Consider the following 19,015-nt stretch of genomic DNA (forward strand, 5'->3'; position numbering starts at 1 on the left):
ATGCGGTGGGTCTGGTGGGCCCTCCGGCGGCTCGCCGGGGGCATCGGCGTGCTCTGGGCCGTCGCGACGATCGTCTTCGTCGCGATCCGGCTCATCCCCGGTGACCCGGCGCTCGCGATCCTCGGCGGACCGGGGTCGCAGGCCTCGGCCGAGGCCGTCGCCCAGGTGCGGCACGAGTACGGCCTCGACCAGCCCGTCCTGGTGCAGTACGCGGTGTTCCTCGGACGCCTGGCGACCGGGCAGCTCGGCGACTCGTACGCGTTCCGCACCCCGGTCGCGACGCTCCTCGCCCAGCAGCTTCCCGTCACCCTGACGCTCGCAGTCGCCGGCCTCGTCGTCGCCTGGGTGCTGGCGATCATCGCCGCGTGGGCCTCGACGCAGCGCGGCCGGATCGCCGCCGGGCTCACCGGCGCACTGAGCGTCACCGCGAGCGTGATGCCGCACTTCTGGCTCGGCAGCGTGCTCATCGTCGTGTTCGCCACGTCCCTGGGGTGGGTGCCGGCGGTCAGTGACGGCACCGCGCGCGGCTGGGTGCTGCCGGTGCTGACCGTGGCCGTGCCGGTCGCCGGGTACCTGGCCGAGACCGTGCGCGACGGCGTGGTCGACGCGCAGCGCTCCGCCTTCGCCCTCGCCGCCCGGGGCCGGGGCGAGACCCGCCTCGGACTGTTCGGACGGCACCTGCTCCGGCACGCCGCCCTGCCCGGGATCGCGCTGTCCGCGTGGGCCTTCGGGTCGCTCGTCTCCGGGGCCGTGGTCGTCGAGTCCGTGTTCGCCCTGCCCGGCATCGGCCGCGCCCTGGTGACCGCCGTCACCCAACGGGACATGCCACTCGTCGCCGGCATCGCGATGGTGTCGGCGGCCGCGTACGTCGTCGTGCTGGCCGTGGCCGACCTCGTCGAGCGGGTCGTCGACCCGCGCGGCACCGCCCGGAACGCGACCTCCCGCCCTGGCGGTGCGCGACGCCGTGGAACCAGCCGTCCGGCGGGCGCGCGGTGAGCGGGATCGCCGACCCGGGCCTCCAGACCGGAGCACCCGGCCACCAGACCGCCGCCGGCACCGAGCGCGTCCGTGGGGGGACGCTCGGCGCCGGCGGCATCGCCGCGGGGGTGGTCGTCCTGGTCGCCGTCGTGGCGGCGGCCTGGCCCGCCCTGCTCGGCGGCGGTGACCCGCTCGCGGTGCACCCCGCGAATGCCCTGGCCGCACCGAGCGGCGCGCACCCGTTCGGCACCGACGAGTCCGGCCGCGACGTCCTGGCACGGGTGGTCGCGGGCACCCGCGCATCGCTCGTCGTCGGCGTCGCCGCGACCCTGATCGGCGGCGGCGTGGGCGTCCTGCTCGGCGTCGTCGCCGGGCTCGGAGCCGGGGCCGGGCGGCTCGGACGCCTGCTCGACGCCGTCATCGGCCGCGTCACCGAGGTCGCGTTCGCCCTGCCGCTGCTGCTCGTCGCCCTGGTCGTCATCGCCGTGACCGGCCCGGGTCCGGTGCCGGCGGTGCTCGCGGTCGGGTTCGCGACCGCTCCCGGGTACGCCCGGATCGTGCGCGGCCTGGTCCGGGCCGCCCGGAGCTCGCAGGTGGTCGAGACGGCGGTGCTGCTCGGCCGCTCACCCGTCCGCACCGTGGTCCGGCACGTGCTGCCGACGGCGCTCTGGCCCGTCGTCGCCGTCGCCACGCTCGGGGTCGGGCAGGCGGTCGTGTGGGCCTCGGCGCTGAGCTACCTCGGCGTCGGCACGCCCCCGCCCGCACCGGAGTGGGGCGCGATGCTCGCCGACGGCCGCACCTACCTGCAGACCGCACCGTGGATGAGCACCTTCCCCGGGCTCGCGATCGTTGTGCTCGCGACCGCCGTCACCGTGCTCGGCCGAGCGATCCGACGGACCGGGGCCGCGCGGTGAGCGGCGTCCTCGACGTCCGCGGGTTCACCGTCACCATCGGCGGCACCCCGATCGTGCACGGTGTCGACCTGCGCGTCGACGCCGGCGAGTGCGTCGCCCTGGTGGGGGCGTCCGGCTCCGGCAAGACCGTCACCGCCCGCGCCGTGCTCGGCCTGTCCGCGCCCGGCGCCGCCGTGCACGCCGACGTGTTCTCGGTCGACGGCGTCGACGTCGGTGGGTACACGGACCGGCGGTGGCGACGGCTGCGGGGCTCGCGGGTCGGCTACGTCGGCCAGGAGGCCCTGGGCGCGTTGGACCCGCTGCGCCCCGTCGGGCGCGAGGTCGCCGACAGCCTCCGCCTGCACACCGAGATGCGTGCGGCCGAGCGCGTGGACGCCGTGCGCGATGCCCTGGCCGCGGTGGGCCTCGACCCGGACATCGCGAACGACGGCCGGCTCGCCGGGACCCTGTCGGGCGGGATGCGACAGCGGGCCCTCATCGCCGCGGCCACCGTCGGGTCCCCCGTGCTGCTCGTCGCCGACGAACCGACGACGGCGCTCGACGCCGGGGTCGCGGTCACCGTGATGGAACAGCTGCGAGCGGCGCAGAGGCGGGGCGCCGGGCTGCTCGTCATCACGCACGACCTGGGGCTCGTCGCAGGGTGGGCCGACCGGGTCGCCGTCGTGCACGAGGGCCGGATCGTCGAGCAGGGTGCGGTCGCCGAGGTCTTCGCGGCGCCCGAGCACCCCGCGACCCGGGCGCTGGTGCGCGCGGCCGGTGCTGCCGCGGCGCCCGCTGTGGTTCGGTGCGAGGTTCCGGATGCCGTGCGAGGCGTCGAGGCTCGCACGGCATCCGGAACCTCGCACGGTTCGGAGCCGACCTCGCACGGTGCGAGGGAGGTGCTCGCGGCGCAGGGGCTCTCGCGCGGCTACGACGGGGTGCTCGCGGTCGACGACGTGTCGTTCGCGCTCGAGCGCGGCCGGGTGCTCGGGGTGATCGGTGCCTCGGGATCGGGCAAGACGACGCTCGCACGGATGCTCCTCGGGCTCGAGACACCCGACGCCGGCACGGTCACGCTCGACGACGAACCCTGGGTCCCGCTGCTCGAGCGCGAGCGACGCCCCCGACGGCACCGGGTCGCGGCCGTCGTGCAGGACCCCGAGGCGACGTTCGATGAACGGTGGAACGTGGAGCGGGTCCTCGCCGACGCGTTCTCACGCGGGGAGGAACGGCGGGCGCGCGGTGCGCTCGGCGAACGGGTCGACGCGGCACTACGGCAGGTCGACCTCGACCCCGCGCTGCGGTCCCGCTCCCCCCGCACCCTGTCCGGCGGGCAACGGCAGCGGCTCGCGATCGCCCGCGCGCTGGCGACCGAGCCCGAGGTGATCGTGCTCGACGAGCCGGTGACCGCCCTCGACGCGACGGTGCAGGACGCCGTGCTGCGGCTGCTCGAACGGCTCCGCGACGAGACCGGGGTGGCGATGGTGTTCGTGTCGCACGACCTGCGAGCGGTCCGGCGGATGGCGGACGACGTCCTCGTGGTGCACCGCGGCGCGGTCGTCGAGCAGGGCCCGGCCGCCCAGGTCTTCGCGCGCCCGGCGCACCCGGTGACGGCGCGGCTGCTGCACGCCGCGGAGCGGCTGGCGGCGGGCCCCGCCGCCGACCTCGTGGGCTGAGCGACAGTCCACGCTCACGCGTGCCCGTGGACTGTCGCTGCGCGCGTGACGTCACCGACGGCCCCGGAACGGCCAGGAGGCCCGGCGCGCGTCCGCGACGGACGTGCACCGGGCCTCCTGGCCGGGTTGCCGCGGGGCGGCCCCGTGGTCACGAGCCGGCGGGTTCCTTCTTCTCGCCGCCCGACGCTGCGTCGGCCGAGATGATCGGGATCTCGCTCGTCGAGAACTCCTTCGCCCAGTCGGACTGCGCGAGCTCCGACGTCGGGTCGTTGTAGTCCTCGATGACGCCCGCGACCTCGTCCTCGGAGCCGACCGTCGGGCCGGACCCCATGAGCGGGCTGGCGGCGGTCTCCTTGGTGAAGTACACCGCGACCAGACCGATCACGGCTGCGAGCATCAGGTAGAACGCGGGGATGTCCTCGGCCCAGCCGTACCCGGCGTCCTTCGCGGCGTTGATGAGCGCCGAGGTCGCGAGCGGGGTGGTCCCGCCGAAGAGCGACACCGACACGTTGAACGCGATCGCCAGGGCACCGTAGCGGATGATCGTCGGGAACAGCGCGGGGAGCGTCGACGGCATGGTCGAGGTGAACGTGACCAGCACGACGCCGAGGATCAGCAGGCCGGCGAAGACGCCGACCCCGGTGCCGGTCTGGACCAGCTTGAGGGCCGGCCAGGACAGCAGGATGAAACCGATGCAGCCGGCGGCGAGCACCGGGCGGCGCCCGAACTTGTCGGACAGTCGGCCGCCGAAGGTGATGACGACCATCATGAGCAGCATCACGATGACGATGAGGATCAGGCCGAACGTGGCGTTCTGGCCGAGGTTCTGCTCGAGGTAGGTCGGCATGTACGACAGCAGCATGTAGTCGGTGACGTTGAAGACCAGCACCAGGCCGATGCAGATGATGAGCGAGCGCCAGTTCTCGGCGAAGAGCTTGAGGAACGGGGTCTTCTGGCCCTCGCGCTCGGCTGCCTGCTCCTGCTGCTTCTGGAACGCCGGGGTCTCCTCGAGCTTCAGCCGCAGGTAGAGGCCGATCAGGCCGAGAGGGCCCGCGATGATGAACGGGATGCGCCAGCCCCAGCTGAGCAGGGCGTCCTCGGACAGGCCGAACTGCAGGCCGGTGACGATCGAGGCGCCGAGCACGTACCCTGCGAGGGTGCCGAACTCGAGCCACGAGCCCATGAAGCCACGGCGCTTGTCGGGCGAGTACTCGGCGATGAAGGTCGCGGCGCCGCCGTACTCACCACCGGTCGAGAAGCCCTGCACGAAGCGGGCGACCAGCAGCAGGACCGGTGCCCAGAAGCCGATCGTGTCGTACGACGGGATCAGGCCGATCATGAGCGTGCCCGCGGCCATCAGGATCATCGTCAGCGCGAGGACCTTCTGTCGGCCGATCTTGTCGCCGATCGGCCCGAACACGGCTCCGCCGATCGGACGCACGATGAACGCGGCGGCGAAGAAGCCGAACGTGGCGACGATGTTCGCGGCCGGGTCGCCCTGCGGCAGGAACACCTGCGAGATGGTGACGGTCAGGTACGCGAAGATGCCGAAGTCGAACCACTCCATGGCGTTGCCGAGCGCGGCAGCCGCGACGGCACGCTTGAGCAGCGACTCCTCGACGACGGTGACGTCGTCCTTCGTGAGATCGCGACGAGCGCGCTTCGCAGCGCCCTTCGTGCGCAACGGCCGATCGCCGTGCGGATGGGGTGCGTCGTTCGGTGCCAAGTCGTTCCTCCGGGGTGCGGTGCTTCCTTCGGGCGTCCGGCGGACGGCGACGTTGCAGCTCCTGCGAACCCTGCGTTCGCCGGACAAACTCCGACAGACTAGCAGGCTCTTGGCGTGTCCGACAGGTCGGTGTGGTAATCGGCACCCGGCCGGCAGCCGCGGACGCCCCGTGGCCAGGCTCCCGACGTGTACGCGGCCGCTACGATTGGGGCACCGCGCGTCAGGCGCGCAACACTCAGGCACCTCATCACGGACTCGGTGCCGCACACACGGACGGAAGGCGCACCATGACCAAACCCATGCCCGAGAAGCCGAGCGTCGACGGACTGGAGCAGGTCTGGGGGCCCGTCTGGGAGCAGGACGGCACCTACCGCTTCGACCGCGACGCCGCCGGTCACCGCGACGCCGTCTGGTCGATCGACACCCCGCCGCCCACCGCCTCCGGCTCGCTGCACATCGGCCACGTGTTCTCCTACACGCACACCGACCTCAAGGCCCGGTTCGAGCGCATGCGCGGCAAGCACGTCTTCTACCCGATGGGCTGGGACGACAACGGCCTGCCCACCGAGCGCCGCGTGCAGAACTACTACGGCGTCCGCTGCGACCCGACCCTGCCGTACGACCCCGAGTTCACGCCGCCGTTCGAGGGCGGCGACGGCAAGTCCTCGAAGGCCGCCGACCAGCTGCCGGTGTCCCGCCGCAACTTCATCGAGCTGTGCGAGCGCCTGACCGTGCAGGACGAACAGCAGTTCGAGGAGCTCTTCCGCACGCTCGGCCTGTCGGTCGACTGGACCCAGTCGTACCGCACCATCGACGACACCTCGCGGGCCAGCGCCCAGCGCGCGTTCCTGCGCAACCTGGAGCGCGGCGAGGCCTACCAGGCCGACGCCCCGACCCTGTGGGACGTCACGTTCCGCACCGCGGTCGCGCAGGCCGAGCTCGAGGACAAGGAGATGCCCGGCGCGTACCACGGCATCGCCTTCCACCGCACCGACGGCGGCGACGACGTCGTCATCCAGACCACCCGCCCGGAACTCCTGCCCGCCTGTGTCGCCCTGGTGGCCCACCCGGACGACGAGCGGTTCCAGGACCTCTTCGGCACCACGGTCCGCTCCCCCCTGTTCGACGTCGAGGTCCCGGTGCTCGCACACCACCTGGCGCAGAAGGACAAGGGCGCCGGCATCGCGATGGTCTGCACCTTCGGTGACACCACCGACGTCGTGTGGTGGCGCGAGCTGCAGCTGCCGAACCGCGCGATCATCGGCTTCGACGGCCGCGTGCGTTCCGAGGAGCCCGCCTGGATCGAGTCCGCGACGGGCCAGGAGCTCTACGCCGAGATGGCCGGCAAGACCGTGTTCTCGGCCAAGAAGGTCGTCGTCGACGCGCTGACCGAGTCCGGCGAGCTGATCGGTGACGTCAAGACCATCCAGCACCCGGTGAAGTTCTTCGAGAAGGGCGACAAGCCCCTCGAGATCGTGTCGACCCGCCAGTGGTACATCGTCAACGGTGCGCGCGACGAGCAGCTGAAGAGCACGCTCCGCCAGCGCGGCGAGGAGATCGCGTTCCACCCGGACTTCATGCGCGTCCGCTACGACAACTGGGTCGGTGGCCTGTCCGGTGACTGGCTCATCTCGCGCCAGCGCTTCTTCGGCGTGCCGCTGCCCGTCTGGTACCCGCTCGACGCCGACGGCAACCCGGTGTTCGACCAGCCGATCGTGCCGACCGAGGCGCAGCTGCCCGTCGACCCGGCCTCCGAGCCGGCCCCCGGCTTCACCGAGGACCAGCGCGGCGTGCCCGGCGGGTTCCAGGGCGAACTCGACGTCATGGACACCTGGGCGACCTCGTCGCTGACCCCGCAGCTCGCGGGCAAGTGGGAGACCGACCCGGCGCTGTACGACCTGGTGTACCCGTACGACGTCCGCCCCCAGGCGCAGGACATCATCCGCACGTGGCTGTTCACGACCGTGCTCCGCAGCCAGCTCGAGGCGGACGTGGTGCCGTGGAAGCACGCCTCGATCTCCGGCTTCATCGTCGACCCCGACCGCAAGAAGATGTCGAAGTCGAAGGGCAACGTCGTCACGCCGCTGTCCATCCTCGAGCAGCACGGCGCCGACGCGGTCCGCTACTGGGCGGCCTCGTCCAAGCTCGGCACCGACGCGGCGTTCGACCCGCAGAACCCGAAGCAGATCAAGGTCGGCCGTCGACTGGCGATCAAGGTGCTCAACGCGGCGAAGTTCGTCTACGGCTTCCCGCTGCCCGAGGGCGCCACGAGCGTGACCGAGGCCCTCGACGTCGACATGCTCGCGGAGCTCGGCGCGGTCGTCGAGCAGGCCACCGCGGCGTTCGACGGCTTCGACCACGCCCGTGCCCTCGAGATCACCGAGCGCTTCTTCTGGACGTTCTGCGACGACTACCTCGAGCTCGTGAAGGAGCGCGCCTACGGCACCGCTTCCGACGCGACGCACGAGACGCAGGCGAGCGCGGTCCTGGCGCTGCGCGGCGCGATCGACGTGCTGCTCCGACTGCTGGCACCGTTCCTCCCGTACGCGACGGAAGAGGTCTGGGCCTGGACCCACGACACCAGCGTGCACCGGGCCTCCTGGCCGACCGCGACCGACCTGCCGACCGACGCGGCCCCCACGGGGCTGCTCGCGGCCGTCGGGCAGGCGCTGATCGGGATCCGCGGTGCGAAGACGGCGGCGAAGGCGTCCCAGAAGACGCCCGTGACGCGTGCGGTCGTCGCGGCGCCCGCCGAGACGCGTGCGCTCATCGAGCGCGCGGCGGTCGACCTGGCGGCCGTCGGCCGCATCGAGAACCTGTCGTTCGTCGACGGCGACGAGCTCGCCGTCACCGAGATCGAGCTCGCGGAGCAGCAGGCGTAACGTCGCCTGCCCGGGCCGGGTCGCGACCGCGACCCGGCCCGTCAACCACCGGATCGGAGGCACGGATGCAGTTGGGCACACGCTGGAACGTGGGTGGGGAACCGCCTGCGCGACTGCCCGAGACGATGGTCGTCGCCGTGCGCGGGGTCGAGGACGAGCTCGCGGCGGAGTCCGTCGACACGGCGACGTGGGGATGGACCCTGACGTTCCTCGAGGGGAAGCCGATCGTCGAGCTCGACGACGGCACCTCGATCCACCTCGACGCACTCGGCCACGCCCAGGTCACGAACCCCGACGACGCGGGCGAGGAGGACTAGCGCGCGCTGCGCGGTTCGCTTGGAGTGCAGGAATGGTCGGGTCCCCGGTGGGGACCCGACCATTCCTGCTCACCATGCGGGCGTTCCCGCCGGGGAACGTCCGCGTGATCGCCGAGGGATCAGGACTCGGCGAGCCAGGTGCGCAGGACCTCGTTCACCTCTGCGGTGTGCGTGGTGAGCAGGCCGTGCGGGGCGCCCTCGATCTCGACGTACTCCGCCGCGGGCAGTGCCTGGGTGAAACGTCGGCCGGTGGCGTCGATGGGCAGGATGTTGTCCGACGTGCCGTGCACGATCAGGGCGGGGACGGTGACCTTCGGGATGTCCTGGCGGAAGTCGGTCGGCCAGGTCAGGGGTGCGGCCGCGGACGCGATCGAGCCGGAGCCGGCCGCGACGTTCCAGGCGTTGCGGACCCGCTCCTCGGAGATGCGGCTGCCGAGGTTCTCCGACAGGTTGAAGAAGTCCTGGTAGAAGTTCGTGAAGTACGCGTAGCGGTCCTTCGCCACGTCGGCGGCGATGCCCTCGAAGAACGACATCGGGCCGGCGCCGTCGGGGTTGTCGTCGGTGATGGCGAGGAAGGGCTCGAGCGAGGCCAGGAACGCGACCTTCGCGATCCGGTCCTCACCGTGGCGGCCGATGTAGCGGGCGATCTCGCCGGTGCCCATCGAGAAGCCGACGAGGATCACGTCGCGCAGGTCGAGGGTCTCGAGGACCGTGTGCAGGTCGTCGGCGAAGGTGTCGTAGTCGTAGCCGGTGGACGGCTGCGAGGACTGGCCGAAGCCACGGCGGTCGTACGTGATGACGCGGTAGCCGGCCTCGAGGAGCATCGGGACCTGCCCCTCCCACGAGTTGCCGTCGAGGGGGAAGCCGTGGATCAGCACGATCGGCTGCCCCTGGCCCTTGTCCTCGTAGTGGAGTTCGATGTCGACGCTGTTCTCGGTTCCGACGGTGATGGCACCCATGATCGTTCCTTCCCTGAGTATCGCGGAGAACGATCGTTCTCCGCCGATGTGGACTACAGTAGAGAACGCCCGTTCCCAGCGCAACTCGAGAACGGTGAACACTCAGGGAACGGGGTACACACATGGCCACCAGCACCGTCGAGCCGGACGTCCGAGCACACATCGTCGAGGTCGCGGACCAGCTGTTCTACACGCGCGGGATCCAGTCGGTCGGGATGGACGAGATCCGCACGGGCGCAGGGGTCTCCCTCAAGAAGCTGTACGCGGCGTTCCCGGGCAAGGAGCAGCTCATCGCCGCGGTGCTCGCCGGTCGCCACGACATGTGGGAGCAGGGTGTGCACGGCGCGGTCGAGGCTGCGGCCAGTCCGCGCGACAAGCTCCTGGCGGTCTACGACTTCCTCGAGTCGTGGTTCGGCGACGACACGTTCCGCGGCTGCGGGTTCATCAACGCGTTCGGCGAGCTCGGCGCGACCTCGCCTGCGGTCGCCGAGATCGCGCGCGAGCACAAGGACTCGTTCCAGCAGTTCGTGCAGCGGCTCACCGCCGAGGTCGTCGCCGACCCCGAGCACGCCGAGGAACTCGCCGCGCAGCTCGCACTGCTCGCCGAGGGCGCGCAGACCACCGCGGCCATCGCCGGCACCACGGCGCCTGCCGCGCACGCGCGCCGTGCTGCGGTGACCCTGATCGACGCAGCGATGCGCTGACACGCGACCGACGACGGACTGGAGGCCCGTGGCGGCGCCGCCACGGGCCTCCAGTCCGCTCGCTGGTCGCGCCGGGCGCAGGTGCGCTCGCCGGGCCGTTCCGGGCGTACCTGGTCGTTCTGGGCGTACCGGGTCGGTTCTTCCGACCAGGGACGCCCGATCCCGCTTCCCAGTCCGGGTGTCATGGGAAGGAACGGACTCCAGCACCCGTGCATAGGGTGGGCAGATGGCAACCCCGTTCGACGTCCCGAGCACCCTCCCCTACGCCCTGCCGCCCTTCGGCGACGTGCGACTCGAGCACTACCGACCGGCGTTCGAGGCCGGCATGGCCGAGCAGCGCGCCGAGGTCGAGGCCATCGCCACCGATCCACACGCCCCGACGGTCGAGAACACCCTGGTCGCACTCGAGCGGTCCGGGCAGCTGCTCACCCGCGTCAGCCACGTGTTCTTCACGCTGTCGTCGGCCGACTCCACCCCGGAGCTGCACGACCTCGAGGCCGAGGTCTCCCCGCTCCTCGCCGCACACCGCGACGCGATCACGCTCGACTCCCGCCTGTACGCCCGCGTGCAGGAGGTGCGCGACGGCGCCGAGGCCGCCGGACTGACCGGTGAGGCGCTGCGGCTGGTCGAGCGGACCCACGCCGAGATGACCCTGGCCGGCGCCGGTCTCGACGACGAGGGCAAGGAGCGTCTGACCGCGATCAACCAGGAGCTCTCGACCCGCACGACGACCTTCGAGCGGAACCTGCTCGAGGACACCAACGACTCCGCCGTGCACGTGACCAGCGAGGACGAACTCGAGGGGCTCGACGACGGGGCGAAGTCCGCCGCCGCCGCCGCTGCCGCCGACCGGGGCCTCGACGGCTGGCTCATCACGCTGCCGCTCTACACCGGGCACCCGTGGCTGTCCTCGCTGGCGAACCGTGCCCTGCGCGAGCGGATCATGCGCGCCTCGCTCGCCCGCGGTCGTCGCGGCAACGAGTACGACAACCGCGAGGTGCTGCTCCGCATCGTCCGGCTCCGGGCCGAGCGGGCCGAGCTGCTCGGGTTCCCGAACCACGCGGCCGTGGTCACCGCCGACGAGACGGCGAAGACCCCCGAGGCCGTCGACGGACTGCTGTCCTCGCTCGTCGGCGCCGCCGCACGGAACGCCGACGACGAACGCGCGGTCCGGTCGCGCACGGTCGGGTTCGACATCGAGTCGTGGGACTGGGCGTACGCCACCGAGATCCTGCGCGGCGAGCAGTTCGCCGCGGACAGCACCGCGCTCCGCCCGTACTTCGAGGCCGACCGGGTCCTGCACGACGGGGTCTTCCACGCCGCCGGCGCCCTGTACGGCCTGACCTTCACCGAGCGCCCGGACCTGCACGGCTACAACGACGAGGTCCGGGTCTTCGAGGTCACCGGCGACGACGGCGAGCCCGTCGGGTTGTACCTGCTCGACCTCTACACGCGCGACGGGAAGCGCGGCGGCGCGTGGATGAACCCGGTCGTCGAGCAGTCCGAGCTGCTCGGCACCCTGCCCGTCGTGGTCAACAACCTCAACGTCGCGAAGCCCGCTGCCGGCTCCCCCACCCTGCTCATCCAGGACGAGGTCGAGACGCTCTTCCACGAGTTCGGGCACGCCCTGCACGGCCTCATCGCCCGCACCACCTACCCGCGGTTCTCGGGCACGAACGTCGAGCGCGACTTCGTCGAGTTCCCGAGCCAGGTGAACGAGATGTGGCTGTCGTGGCCGTCCGTGCTGGCGAACTACGCGAAGCACCACGAGACCGGGGCGCCCCTGCCGCCCGAGCTCGTCCTGGGGCTCAGCGAATCCGAGGGGTTCAACGAGGGCTTCGGTACGACCGAGTACCTCGCCGCAGCGCTGCTCGACCAGGCGTGGCACCGGCTGTCGGCTGCCGAGGCGGCCGCGGTGACGTCCGTCGAGGACTTCGAACGAGACGCCCTCACAGCCGCCGGCATCGCCGTCGAGGCCGTGCCGCCGCGGTACTCGTCGACGTACTTCGCGCACACGTTCTCGGGCGGGTACGACGCCGGGTACTACGGGTACATCTGGTCCGAGGTGCTCGACGCCGACACGGTGGAGTGGTTCCGCGACAACGGCGGGCTGGACCGTGCGGCCGGCAAGCGGTTCGCTGAGCGTCTGCTCGGGGTCGGCGGGGCGAAGGACCCGCTCGAGGCGTACCGGGACTTCCGCGGCCGTGATGCCGAGGTCGGTCCGCTGCTGCGGCGCCGCGGGCTGGAGTAGCCGGCCCCTCGGGGGGGGGGGAACGACCAGAACGACAGGACACCTCGAGATCCCGAGGTGTCCTGTCGTTCTGGTCGTGTCCGTCGTGGACGGCGAAGAGGCGGCGCGCTACGCCGACTTCTCGACGCGCTTGGCCCGGGGTCGCGGCACGATCGTCGGCGCGGCGTTCTCGAGCACGGACTCGCGGGTGATCACCACGCGGGCGACGTCGTCGTCGGACGGGACGTCGAACATCACCGGGCCGAGGACCTCTTCGAGGATCGCCCGGAGGCCACGGGCACCCGTCTGGCGCAGCACCGCGAGGTCCGCGATGGCCTCGAGCGCACCCTGGTCGAACTCGAGCTCGACGCCGTCGATCTGGAACATCCGCTGGTACTGCTTGACGAGCGCGTTCTTCGGCTCGGTCAGGATCTGCATGAGCGCCGCCTGGTCGAGCTGCGACACCGTGGTGACGACGGGCAGACGACCGATGAACTCGGGGATCAGACCGAACTTGTGCAGGTCTTCCGGCAGCACCTCGGAGTACAGGTCCTGGTGGTCGGTGGCGCTGTGCAGGGGTGCCCCGAAGCCGATCCCGCGCTTGCCGACGCGCGAGGACACGATGTCCTCGAGCCCGGCGAACGCACCCGCCACGATGAACAGCACGTTCGTCGTGTCGATCTGGATGAACTCCTGGTGCGGGTGCTTGCGGCCGCCCTGCGGCGGGACCGAGGCGACCGTGCCCTCGAGGATCTTGAGCAGCGCCTGCTGCACGCCCTCGCCCGAGACGTCGCGGGTGATCGACGGGTTCTCGGCCTTGCGGGCGATCTTGTCGACCTCGTCGATGTAGATGATGCCGGTCTCGGCGCGCTTCACGTCGTAGTCGGCGGCCTGGATGAGCTTGAGGAGGATGTTCTCGACGTCCTCGCCGACGTAGCCGGCCTCGGTCAGGGCGGTGGCGTCCGCGACGGCGAACGGCACGTTGAGACGCTTGGCGAGGGTCTGCGCCAGGTACGTCTTGCCGCAGCCGGTCGGGCCGATGAGCAGGATGTTCGACTTCGCGATCTCGATGTCGTCGCGGTCTTCGGCGGCGGTGATCTGGCCCTGGGCGCGGACGCGCTTGTAGTGGTTGTACACGGCCACCGCGAGGGCACGCTTGGCCGGGTCCTGCCCGATGACGTACTCCTGCAGGAAGTCGAAGATCTCCCGCGGCTTGGGCAGTTCGAAGTCCCCGCTCGCGGTGTCCTCGCCCGCCTCGGCCAGACGTTCCTCGATGATCTCGTTGCAGAGCTCGACGCACTCGTCGCAGATGTAGACGCCCGGTCCGGCGATGAGCTGCTGGACCTGCTTCTGGCTCTTGCCGCAGAACGAGCACTTGAGGAGATCGCCGCTCTCTCCGATGCGTGCCATTCCCGTGCCTCCCTGATTGGACATGCCGGCCGCGCTGTCGCACCACCGCTGGTGCACCGCTGCTGGTGGGCACCTCGTCGTGGACACGAGCCTAACCGCAACCGGTGACACCGACCGCGATGCCCCTCCGGGATCCGCCCGCGCGTTCGCCCAGGGCGTGCGAGCCTGCTACGGTGATCCGGACTTCTCTACATGTTGTAGAACCACAGTGCAGGACCACCCCGGAAGGAACCCCATGCAGAAGCGTCTCGCCGCCGGCGGCGCCGTCACCCTCGGTGTCGCAGCCGTCATCGTCCTCGGCAGCGCCACGGCGGCCAGCGCACACGTGTCCGCCACGGCCACGTCGACCGCGGCGAACTCGTACACCACGGCGACCTTCTCGGTCCCGCACGGCTGCGACGGCTCCCCCACGACGAAGATCGAGTTCCAGGTGCCGGAGTCCGTCATCGAGGTCACGCCCACCGTGAACCCGAACTGGAAGATCACGAAGGCGACCGAGCCCTACACCGACCCGTCCGCCGCCGCCGCCGACGAGCACGAGGCCGCCGCCGAGCGGGTCACCAGCGTCACGTACACCGCGAAGACCCCCCTGCCCGCCGACGAGCGCGACACCTTCGCCCTCTCGTTCTCGCTGCCGGACGGCAAGGCCGGTGACCTCGTCGAGTTCCCCGCGATCCAGACCTGCGAGAAGGGCAGCGTCGAGTGGAACCAGGAGCAGCAGGCCGGCGAAGCCGAGCCCGAGCACCCGGCACCCTCGATCACGCTGACCGCCGCCGAGGCGACGGACGACGACGGTGACCCGATCGCCGCGACCCCGACGGCCGAGGCCGCCGGCACGGCCACCTCGAGCGACCCCGACCTGGTCGGTCGGTTCCTCGGCCTCGGCGGCCTGGTGCTCGGCGCCGTCGCCCTGGTCGTCGCCGTCGCCGGCACGCGTCGTCGGAGCTCCGCCAAGTGACGCAGCGCGGCTCGCGTCGGGCCCGGCCGCGGTCCTCTGCCCGGAGGCTCGTGGCCGGGACCGCCGCGGCCGTCGCGATCGCCGGTGGTTCGGTCCTCGGGCTCGCAGGCCCCGCCAGCGCGCACAACTACCTGATCTCGTCCGACCCGGAGGTCGGCGGCACCCTGACCGAGCTGCCGGAGACGTTCGACATCACGACGAACGACAAGCTGCTCGACATCGGCGACTCGGGGTCGGGTTTCGCGTTCCGCATCGTCGGCCCAGACCGCAGGTACTACGAGGACGGCTGCGTCGACGTCGAGGGGCCGTCGATGACCACGACCGCCGCACTCGGCGACTCGGGCAAGTACACCGTCGAGTGGCAGATCGTCTCCGCCGACGGGCACACCGTGTCCGACGAGTACCCCTTCACGTGGAAGGCGCCGTCGGGCTTCACGCCGGCCTCGGGCGCGGCGAAGCCCCCGACCTGCGCCACCGCGGGTGACGACGACGCCGGTGCGGACACCACCACCGGCACGGCCTCGGGGTCGAGCGACTCGGCCGCGTCGGACGCGATCTGGATCGGCGCCGGTGGCGTCGTGCTGGTCGGCGTCGTCGTCGCGGTGCTGCTGCTCCTGCGCCGCAAGCCGGCCCCCGAGTCCGACGACACCGACGACTGACCACCGCACGACGACGAAGGCCCCGCACCGTCCGGTGCGGGGCCTTCGTCGTTCTGCTGGTGCTACTTGACGAGCGCCGGCAGGTTCTTGCGGCTGGTGAGGACCTGGTCGATCAGGCCGTACTCCACGGCTTCCTGCGCGGACATGATCTTGTCGCGCTCGATGTCGTGGTTGATCTCCTCCGGCGTCTTGTTGGAGTGCTTCGACAGCGTCTCCTCGAGCCAGGTGCGCATGCGGAGGATCTCCGCCGCCTGGATCTCGATGTCGGACGCCTGACCGCCACCCTGCTGGGTCGCGGGCTGGTGGATCAGCACACGGGCGTTCGGCAGTGCGAGGCGCTTGCCGGGGGTGCCACCGGCGAGGAGCACCGACGCGGCCGAGGCAGCCTGGCCGAGGCAGACCGTCTGGATCTGCGGACGGATGTACTGCATCGTGTCGTAGATCGCCGTCATCGCGGTGAAGGAGCCACCGGGCGAGTTGATGTACATCACGATGTCGCGGTCGGGGTCCATCGACTCGAGCACGAGCAGCTGGGCCATGACGTCGTCAGCCGACGCGTCGTCGACCTGCACGCCGAGGAACACGATGCGGTCCTCGAACAGCTTGGCGTACGGGTCCTGGCGCTTGTAGCCGTAGGCCGTGCGCTCTTCGAAGCTCGGCAGGATGTACCGATTGGACGGAGCCGGGACGTTCTGCGCGCCACCGAGCATGGGGAGATGCATTCTCGTTTCCTTTTCTTCGGTGGTGATCAGGACTGGGCGTCGGGCTCGGCTGCGCTGGTGGGCGTCTCGCCGTCGCCGACGGTGCCACCACCGCCGATGACCTCGGCGCTCGAAGCGCGGAGGTGGTCGACGAAGCCGTACTCGAGCGCTTCCTGCGCCGTGAACCAGTTGTCGCGGTCGTTGTCCTTGAGGATCTGCTCGATCGACTTGCCGGTCTGCTCGGCCGTGAGCTCCGCCATGCGCTGCTTCATGTCGAGGATGACCTTGGCCTGCGTCTGGATGTCGGCCGCGGTGCCGCCGAAGCCACCGGACGGCTGGTGGAGCAGCACGCGCGCGTTCGGCGTGATGTAGCGCTTGCCGGGCGTGCCGGAGGACAGCAGGAACTGTCCCATCGACGCGGCGAGGCCGATGCCCACGGTGACGATGTCGTTCGGGACGAACTGCATCGTGTCGTAGATCGCCATGCCGGCGGTGATCGAACCACCGGGCGAGTTGATGTAGAGGTAGATGTCCTTCTCAGGGTCCTCGGCGGCGAGCAGCAGCAGCTTGGCTGCGATCTCGTTCGAGTTGTCGTCGCGGACCTCGGAGCCGAGCCACACGATCCGGTCTCTCAGAAGGCGGTCAAAAACACTGGGGTTCAGTGTTGCTTCGGCCATGGAAAAGCTCCCGTTCAGTTGTCGCTTGTTGTCGAACTTATCGGGTGCAACGCACCAGTTCTCGTCTGTTCGCTGTCGGCAATGCGAAGGTGCGGAAACAACGGACGGGAGGCACGGTGCCAGCTGGCACCGTGCCTCCCGTCCTTCGTGCTGGTGGCGTCGAGATCGTTACTCGGCGTCGCCTGCCGGCTCCTGCGCGACGCCCGCCGTGAAGGCGGACAGGTCGACGGCGTCGCCGTTGGTGTCCTTGACGGTCACCTTGGACAGGACGGTCGCGACCGCCTTCGAACGGGCGACCTCGCCGACCATGCCGGGGATCTGGCCGTTCTGGTCGATGACCTTGATGAACTCGGCCGGCTCCATGCCGTACTGCGCGGCGGCCTGGATGAGGTACTGGGTCAGTTCCTCCTGCGAGACCTGGATCTCTTCCTTCTCGGCGATCGCGTCGAGGAGGATCTGCGAGCGGAAGGCGGTCTCGCTGGACTCGGAGACCTCCTTGCGGTGCTCCTCGTCCTCGAGGCGGTTCTCCTGCTCGAGGTGACGGTGCACCTCGTCGGCGATGAGCTGCTCCGAGATCGGGATGTTGACGTCCTCGGTGAGCTTCTCGACGAGCTTGTCGCGAGCCGCGGCACCCTGACCGAAGGTCTTGGACTTCGCGATCTGCTCCTTGAGGTCCGCCTTGAGCTCGTCGATGGTGTCGAACTGGCTGGCGATCTGGGCGAACTCGTCGTCGGCCTCGGGGAGCTCGCGCTCCTTGACGGCGGTGACGGTGACGGCGATCTGGGCGGTCTCGCCCTCGCGGTCGCCACCGACGAGCTTCGACTCGAAGGTCGTCGACTCACCGGCGGTCAGGGACTCGAGCGCCTCGTCGATGCCCTCGAGCAGGTCGCCGGAGCCGATCTCGTAGGAGACGCCGGTGGCCGAGTCGACCTCGTCGTCACCGATGGTGGCGGTGAGGTCGATCTGCGCGAAGTCGCCGGTCTTCGCCGGACGGTCGACCGTCACGAGCGTGCCGAAGCGGGTGCGGAGGTTCTGCAGTTCCTCTTCGATCTCGTCGTCCGACACCTCGACGGCGTCGACGGTGAGCTCGTACGAGGAGTAGTCCGGCAGGTCGAACTCGGGGCGGACGTCGACCTCGAAGGTGAGGACGAGGTCACCGGTGAAGTCCGCGACGTTCGGCAGCTCGGCGACGTCGGCCTCGGCGCGACCGAGGATGCGCAGCTCCTGCTCTTCGACCGCCTGGCGGTAGAAGTTGTCGATGGCGTCACCGACGGCGTGGTTCAGGACCTCGCCGCGGCCGACGCGCTGGTCGACGATCGCCGGCGGGACCTTGCCCTTGCGGAAGCCGGGGATGTTGATCTGCTCGGCGATGTGCTTGTAGGCGTGGTCGATGCTCGGCTTGAGATCGTCCGGCGTCACGTTCACGGTGAGCTTGACGCGGGTGTCGCTCACCTTGTCGACGGTGCTGGTGGCCAAGGGATGTTCTCCTGTTGGTTGACGTTCGTGTGGTCGGTGGTGCTCGAAGGACCTGGTCGGGGCGACAGGATTTGAACCTGCGACCTCCCGCTCCCAAAGCGGGCGCTCTACCAAGCTGAGCTACGCCCCGTTGGTCTGTGCCAGGGATCGGCCGCGCACGCGCAGGGCGCATGCGACCCCGGTGAGTCTAGCGGTCCGACGGCGCGCTGTTCCCGGGGGTTGCTCAGTCGTCCTCCGCGGCGCGTCGCAGACCCCGCCGCCACCGGATCCCGACGGCCACCTGGACCCCGAGGGCGGCCACGGCGAGCAGCAGCCCGACGACGATCCGCCAGACGTGCAGCAGTGCGTGCGCGGGCTGCGACTGCGGATCACCGAACAGGTCGGGGCGCAGGGACAGCACCGCGGCGGCGAGGACCACCAGTACGTACGAGACCACCCGCGACCAGCGGATGGTGTGCTCGGCACCGGCGTCCGGCTTCGGGATGACGCGCGTCGGCATGTCGGTGCTCGTTCGTCCGCTACGATGGTCGGGCTGCGCCTGGTGCGCAGGCGCGGGGATGTAGCTCAATGGTAGAGCCCCAGTCTTCCAAACTGGCCACGCGGGTTCGATTCCCGTCATCCCCTCTCTTCTTCCTCCTTCGGCGCCGCGCTTCGTCAGCTGATGCGCGGTTCTTCCGGTGCACCGAGGGATCAACCTCGCACCACGTGCGTACCGTGCGCTCGACCCCACCCAGAACTGGGGATGGGACGGCGGGGCTGATCCCAGGAC

The 19,015-nt window shown here is 70.7% G+C and carries 16 protein-coding genes and 2 tRNA genes; 10 read left to right on the forward strand and 8 right to left on the reverse strand.

Features of this window, described 5'->3' with window-relative positions:
* From H7A73_RS04320 to H7A73_RS04330, 3 genes are read left to right on the forward strand one after another with little or no spacing between them, the layout of a single operon-like run.
* Window positions 1–996 carry an ABC transporter permease gene (locus H7A73_RS04320; RefSeq protein ID WP_182064831.1) on the forward strand — a complete coding sequence of 332 codons (996 nt, stop codon included), beginning with the start codon at window positions 1–3 and terminating at the stop codon, window positions 994–996.
* Complete coding sequence (locus H7A73_RS04325; protein WP_182064832.1) at window positions 993–1,892, forward strand: ABC transporter permease; 900 nt, start codon at window positions 993–995, stop codon at window positions 1,890–1,892. Before H7A73_RS04320 ends, H7A73_RS04325 begins: the two co-directional genes overlap by 4 nt.
* On the forward strand, window positions 1,889–3,547 hold the full coding sequence (locus H7A73_RS04330) for an ABC transporter ATP-binding protein (RefSeq protein ID WP_182064833.1): 1,659 nt from the start codon (window positions 1,889–1,891) through the stop codon (window positions 3,545–3,547). The genes H7A73_RS04325 and H7A73_RS04330 overlap by 4 nt, the downstream gene beginning before the upstream one ends.
* A 148-nt stretch (window positions 3,548–3,695) precedes the next feature.
* On the opposite strand, the gene proP is transcribed toward H7A73_RS04330, so the two are convergent.
* On the reverse strand, window positions 3,696–5,231 hold the full coding sequence (gene proP / locus H7A73_RS04335; protein ID WP_182064888.1) for a glycine betaine/L-proline transporter ProP: 1,536 nt from the start codon (window positions 5,229–5,231) through the stop codon (window positions 3,696–3,698).
* Between the two features lie 329 nt (window positions 5,232–5,560).
* On the opposite strand from proP, the gene valS reads away from it, so the two are divergent.
* Window positions 5,561–8,155, forward strand: coding sequence for a valine--tRNA ligase (valS, locus tag H7A73_RS04340; RefSeq protein ID WP_259362701.1), 2,595 nt, complete (start codon window positions 5,561–5,563; stop codon window positions 8,153–8,155).
* 65 nt (window positions 8,156–8,220) lie between these two features.
* Window positions 8,221–8,472 (forward strand): hypothetical protein, encoded by a 252-nt coding sequence (locus H7A73_RS04345; protein ID WP_027464702.1) that lies wholly within the window; start codon window positions 8,221–8,223, stop codon window positions 8,470–8,472.
* A 119-nt stretch (window positions 8,473–8,591) separates the two neighbouring features.
* On the opposite strand, the gene H7A73_RS04350 is transcribed toward H7A73_RS04345, so the two are convergent.
* Window positions 8,592–9,431, reverse strand: coding sequence for an alpha/beta fold hydrolase (locus H7A73_RS04350; protein ID WP_182064834.1), 840 nt, complete (start codon window positions 9,429–9,431; stop codon window positions 8,592–8,594).
* 122 nt (window positions 9,432–9,553) lie between these two features.
* Here H7A73_RS04350 and H7A73_RS04355 point away from each other — a divergent pair, with 122 nt between their 5' ends.
* Together H7A73_RS04355 and H7A73_RS04360 are read left to right on the forward strand one after the other, a co-directional pair.
* Window positions 9,554–10,135 (forward strand): TetR/AcrR family transcriptional regulator, encoded by a 582-nt coding sequence (locus H7A73_RS04355; protein ID WP_027464700.1) that lies wholly within the window; start codon window positions 9,554–9,556, stop codon window positions 10,133–10,135.
* Window positions 10,136–10,361: 226 nt separating this feature from the next.
* Window positions 10,362–12,386: a M3 family metallopeptidase gene (locus H7A73_RS04360; protein WP_182064835.1), complete on the forward strand. Its 2,025-nt coding sequence runs from the start codon at window positions 10,362–10,364 to the stop codon at window positions 12,384–12,386.
* Window positions 12,387–12,494: 108 nt separating this feature from the next.
* Here the strand turns inward: H7A73_RS04360 and clpX are convergent, their stop codons facing one another.
* Window positions 12,495–13,775, reverse strand: coding sequence for an ATP-dependent Clp protease ATP-binding subunit ClpX (gene clpX / locus H7A73_RS04365; protein ID WP_182064836.1), 1,281 nt, complete (start codon window positions 13,773–13,775; stop codon window positions 12,495–12,497).
* A 235-nt stretch (window positions 13,776–14,010) separates the two neighbouring features.
* On the opposite strand from clpX, the gene H7A73_RS04370 reads away from it, so the two are divergent.
* Window positions 14,011–14,733 (forward strand): YcnI family protein, encoded by a 723-nt coding sequence (locus H7A73_RS04370; protein ID WP_182064837.1) that lies wholly within the window; start codon window positions 14,011–14,013, stop codon window positions 14,731–14,733.
* Window positions 14,734–14,783: 50 nt separating this feature from the next.
* Window positions 14,784–15,392, forward strand: a complete 609-nt coding sequence (locus H7A73_RS04375) for a copper resistance protein CopC (RefSeq protein WP_182064838.1) — start codon at window positions 14,784–14,786, stop codon at window positions 15,390–15,392.
* Between the two features lie 62 nt (window positions 15,393–15,454).
* On the opposite strand, the gene H7A73_RS04380 is transcribed toward H7A73_RS04375, so the two are convergent.
* The 5 genes from H7A73_RS04380 to H7A73_RS04400 all read right to left on the reverse strand — a co-directional run bounded on the left by H7A73_RS04380 (window position 15,455) and on the right by H7A73_RS04400 (window position 18,745).
* Window positions 15,455–16,114, reverse strand: coding sequence for an ATP-dependent Clp protease proteolytic subunit (locus H7A73_RS04380; RefSeq protein ID WP_027464696.1), 660 nt, complete (start codon window positions 16,112–16,114; stop codon window positions 15,455–15,457).
* 26 nt (window positions 16,115–16,140) lie between these two features.
* Window positions 16,141–16,770, reverse strand: coding sequence for an ATP-dependent Clp protease proteolytic subunit (locus H7A73_RS04385; protein ID WP_182064839.1), 630 nt, complete (start codon window positions 16,768–16,770; stop codon window positions 16,141–16,143).
* A 168-nt stretch (window positions 16,771–16,938) separates the two neighbouring features.
* Window positions 16,939–18,246, reverse strand: coding sequence for a trigger factor (gene tig / locus H7A73_RS04390; RefSeq protein WP_182064840.1), 1,308 nt, complete (start codon window positions 18,244–18,246; stop codon window positions 16,939–16,941).
* Between the two features lie 53 nt (window positions 18,247–18,299).
* Window positions 18,300–18,376, reverse strand: a tRNA-Pro gene (locus H7A73_RS04395).
* Window positions 18,377–18,469: 93 nt separating this feature from the next.
* Window positions 18,470–18,745, reverse strand: coding sequence for a hypothetical protein (locus tag H7A73_RS04400; protein ID WP_182064841.1), 276 nt, complete (start codon window positions 18,743–18,745; stop codon window positions 18,470–18,472).
* Window positions 18,746–18,799: 54 nt separating this feature from the next.
* Between H7A73_RS04400 and H7A73_RS04405 the strand changes: the two genes are divergently transcribed.
* Window positions 18,800–18,870: transfer RNA gene (locus H7A73_RS04405), tRNA-Gly, on the forward strand.
* Window positions 18,871–19,015: the final 145 nt, after the last annotated feature.

Source organism: Curtobacterium sp. ME12 (assembly GCF_903970855.1).
Lineage (GTDB): Bacteria > Actinomycetota > Actinomycetes > Actinomycetales > Microbacteriaceae > Curtobacterium > Curtobacterium poinsettiae_A.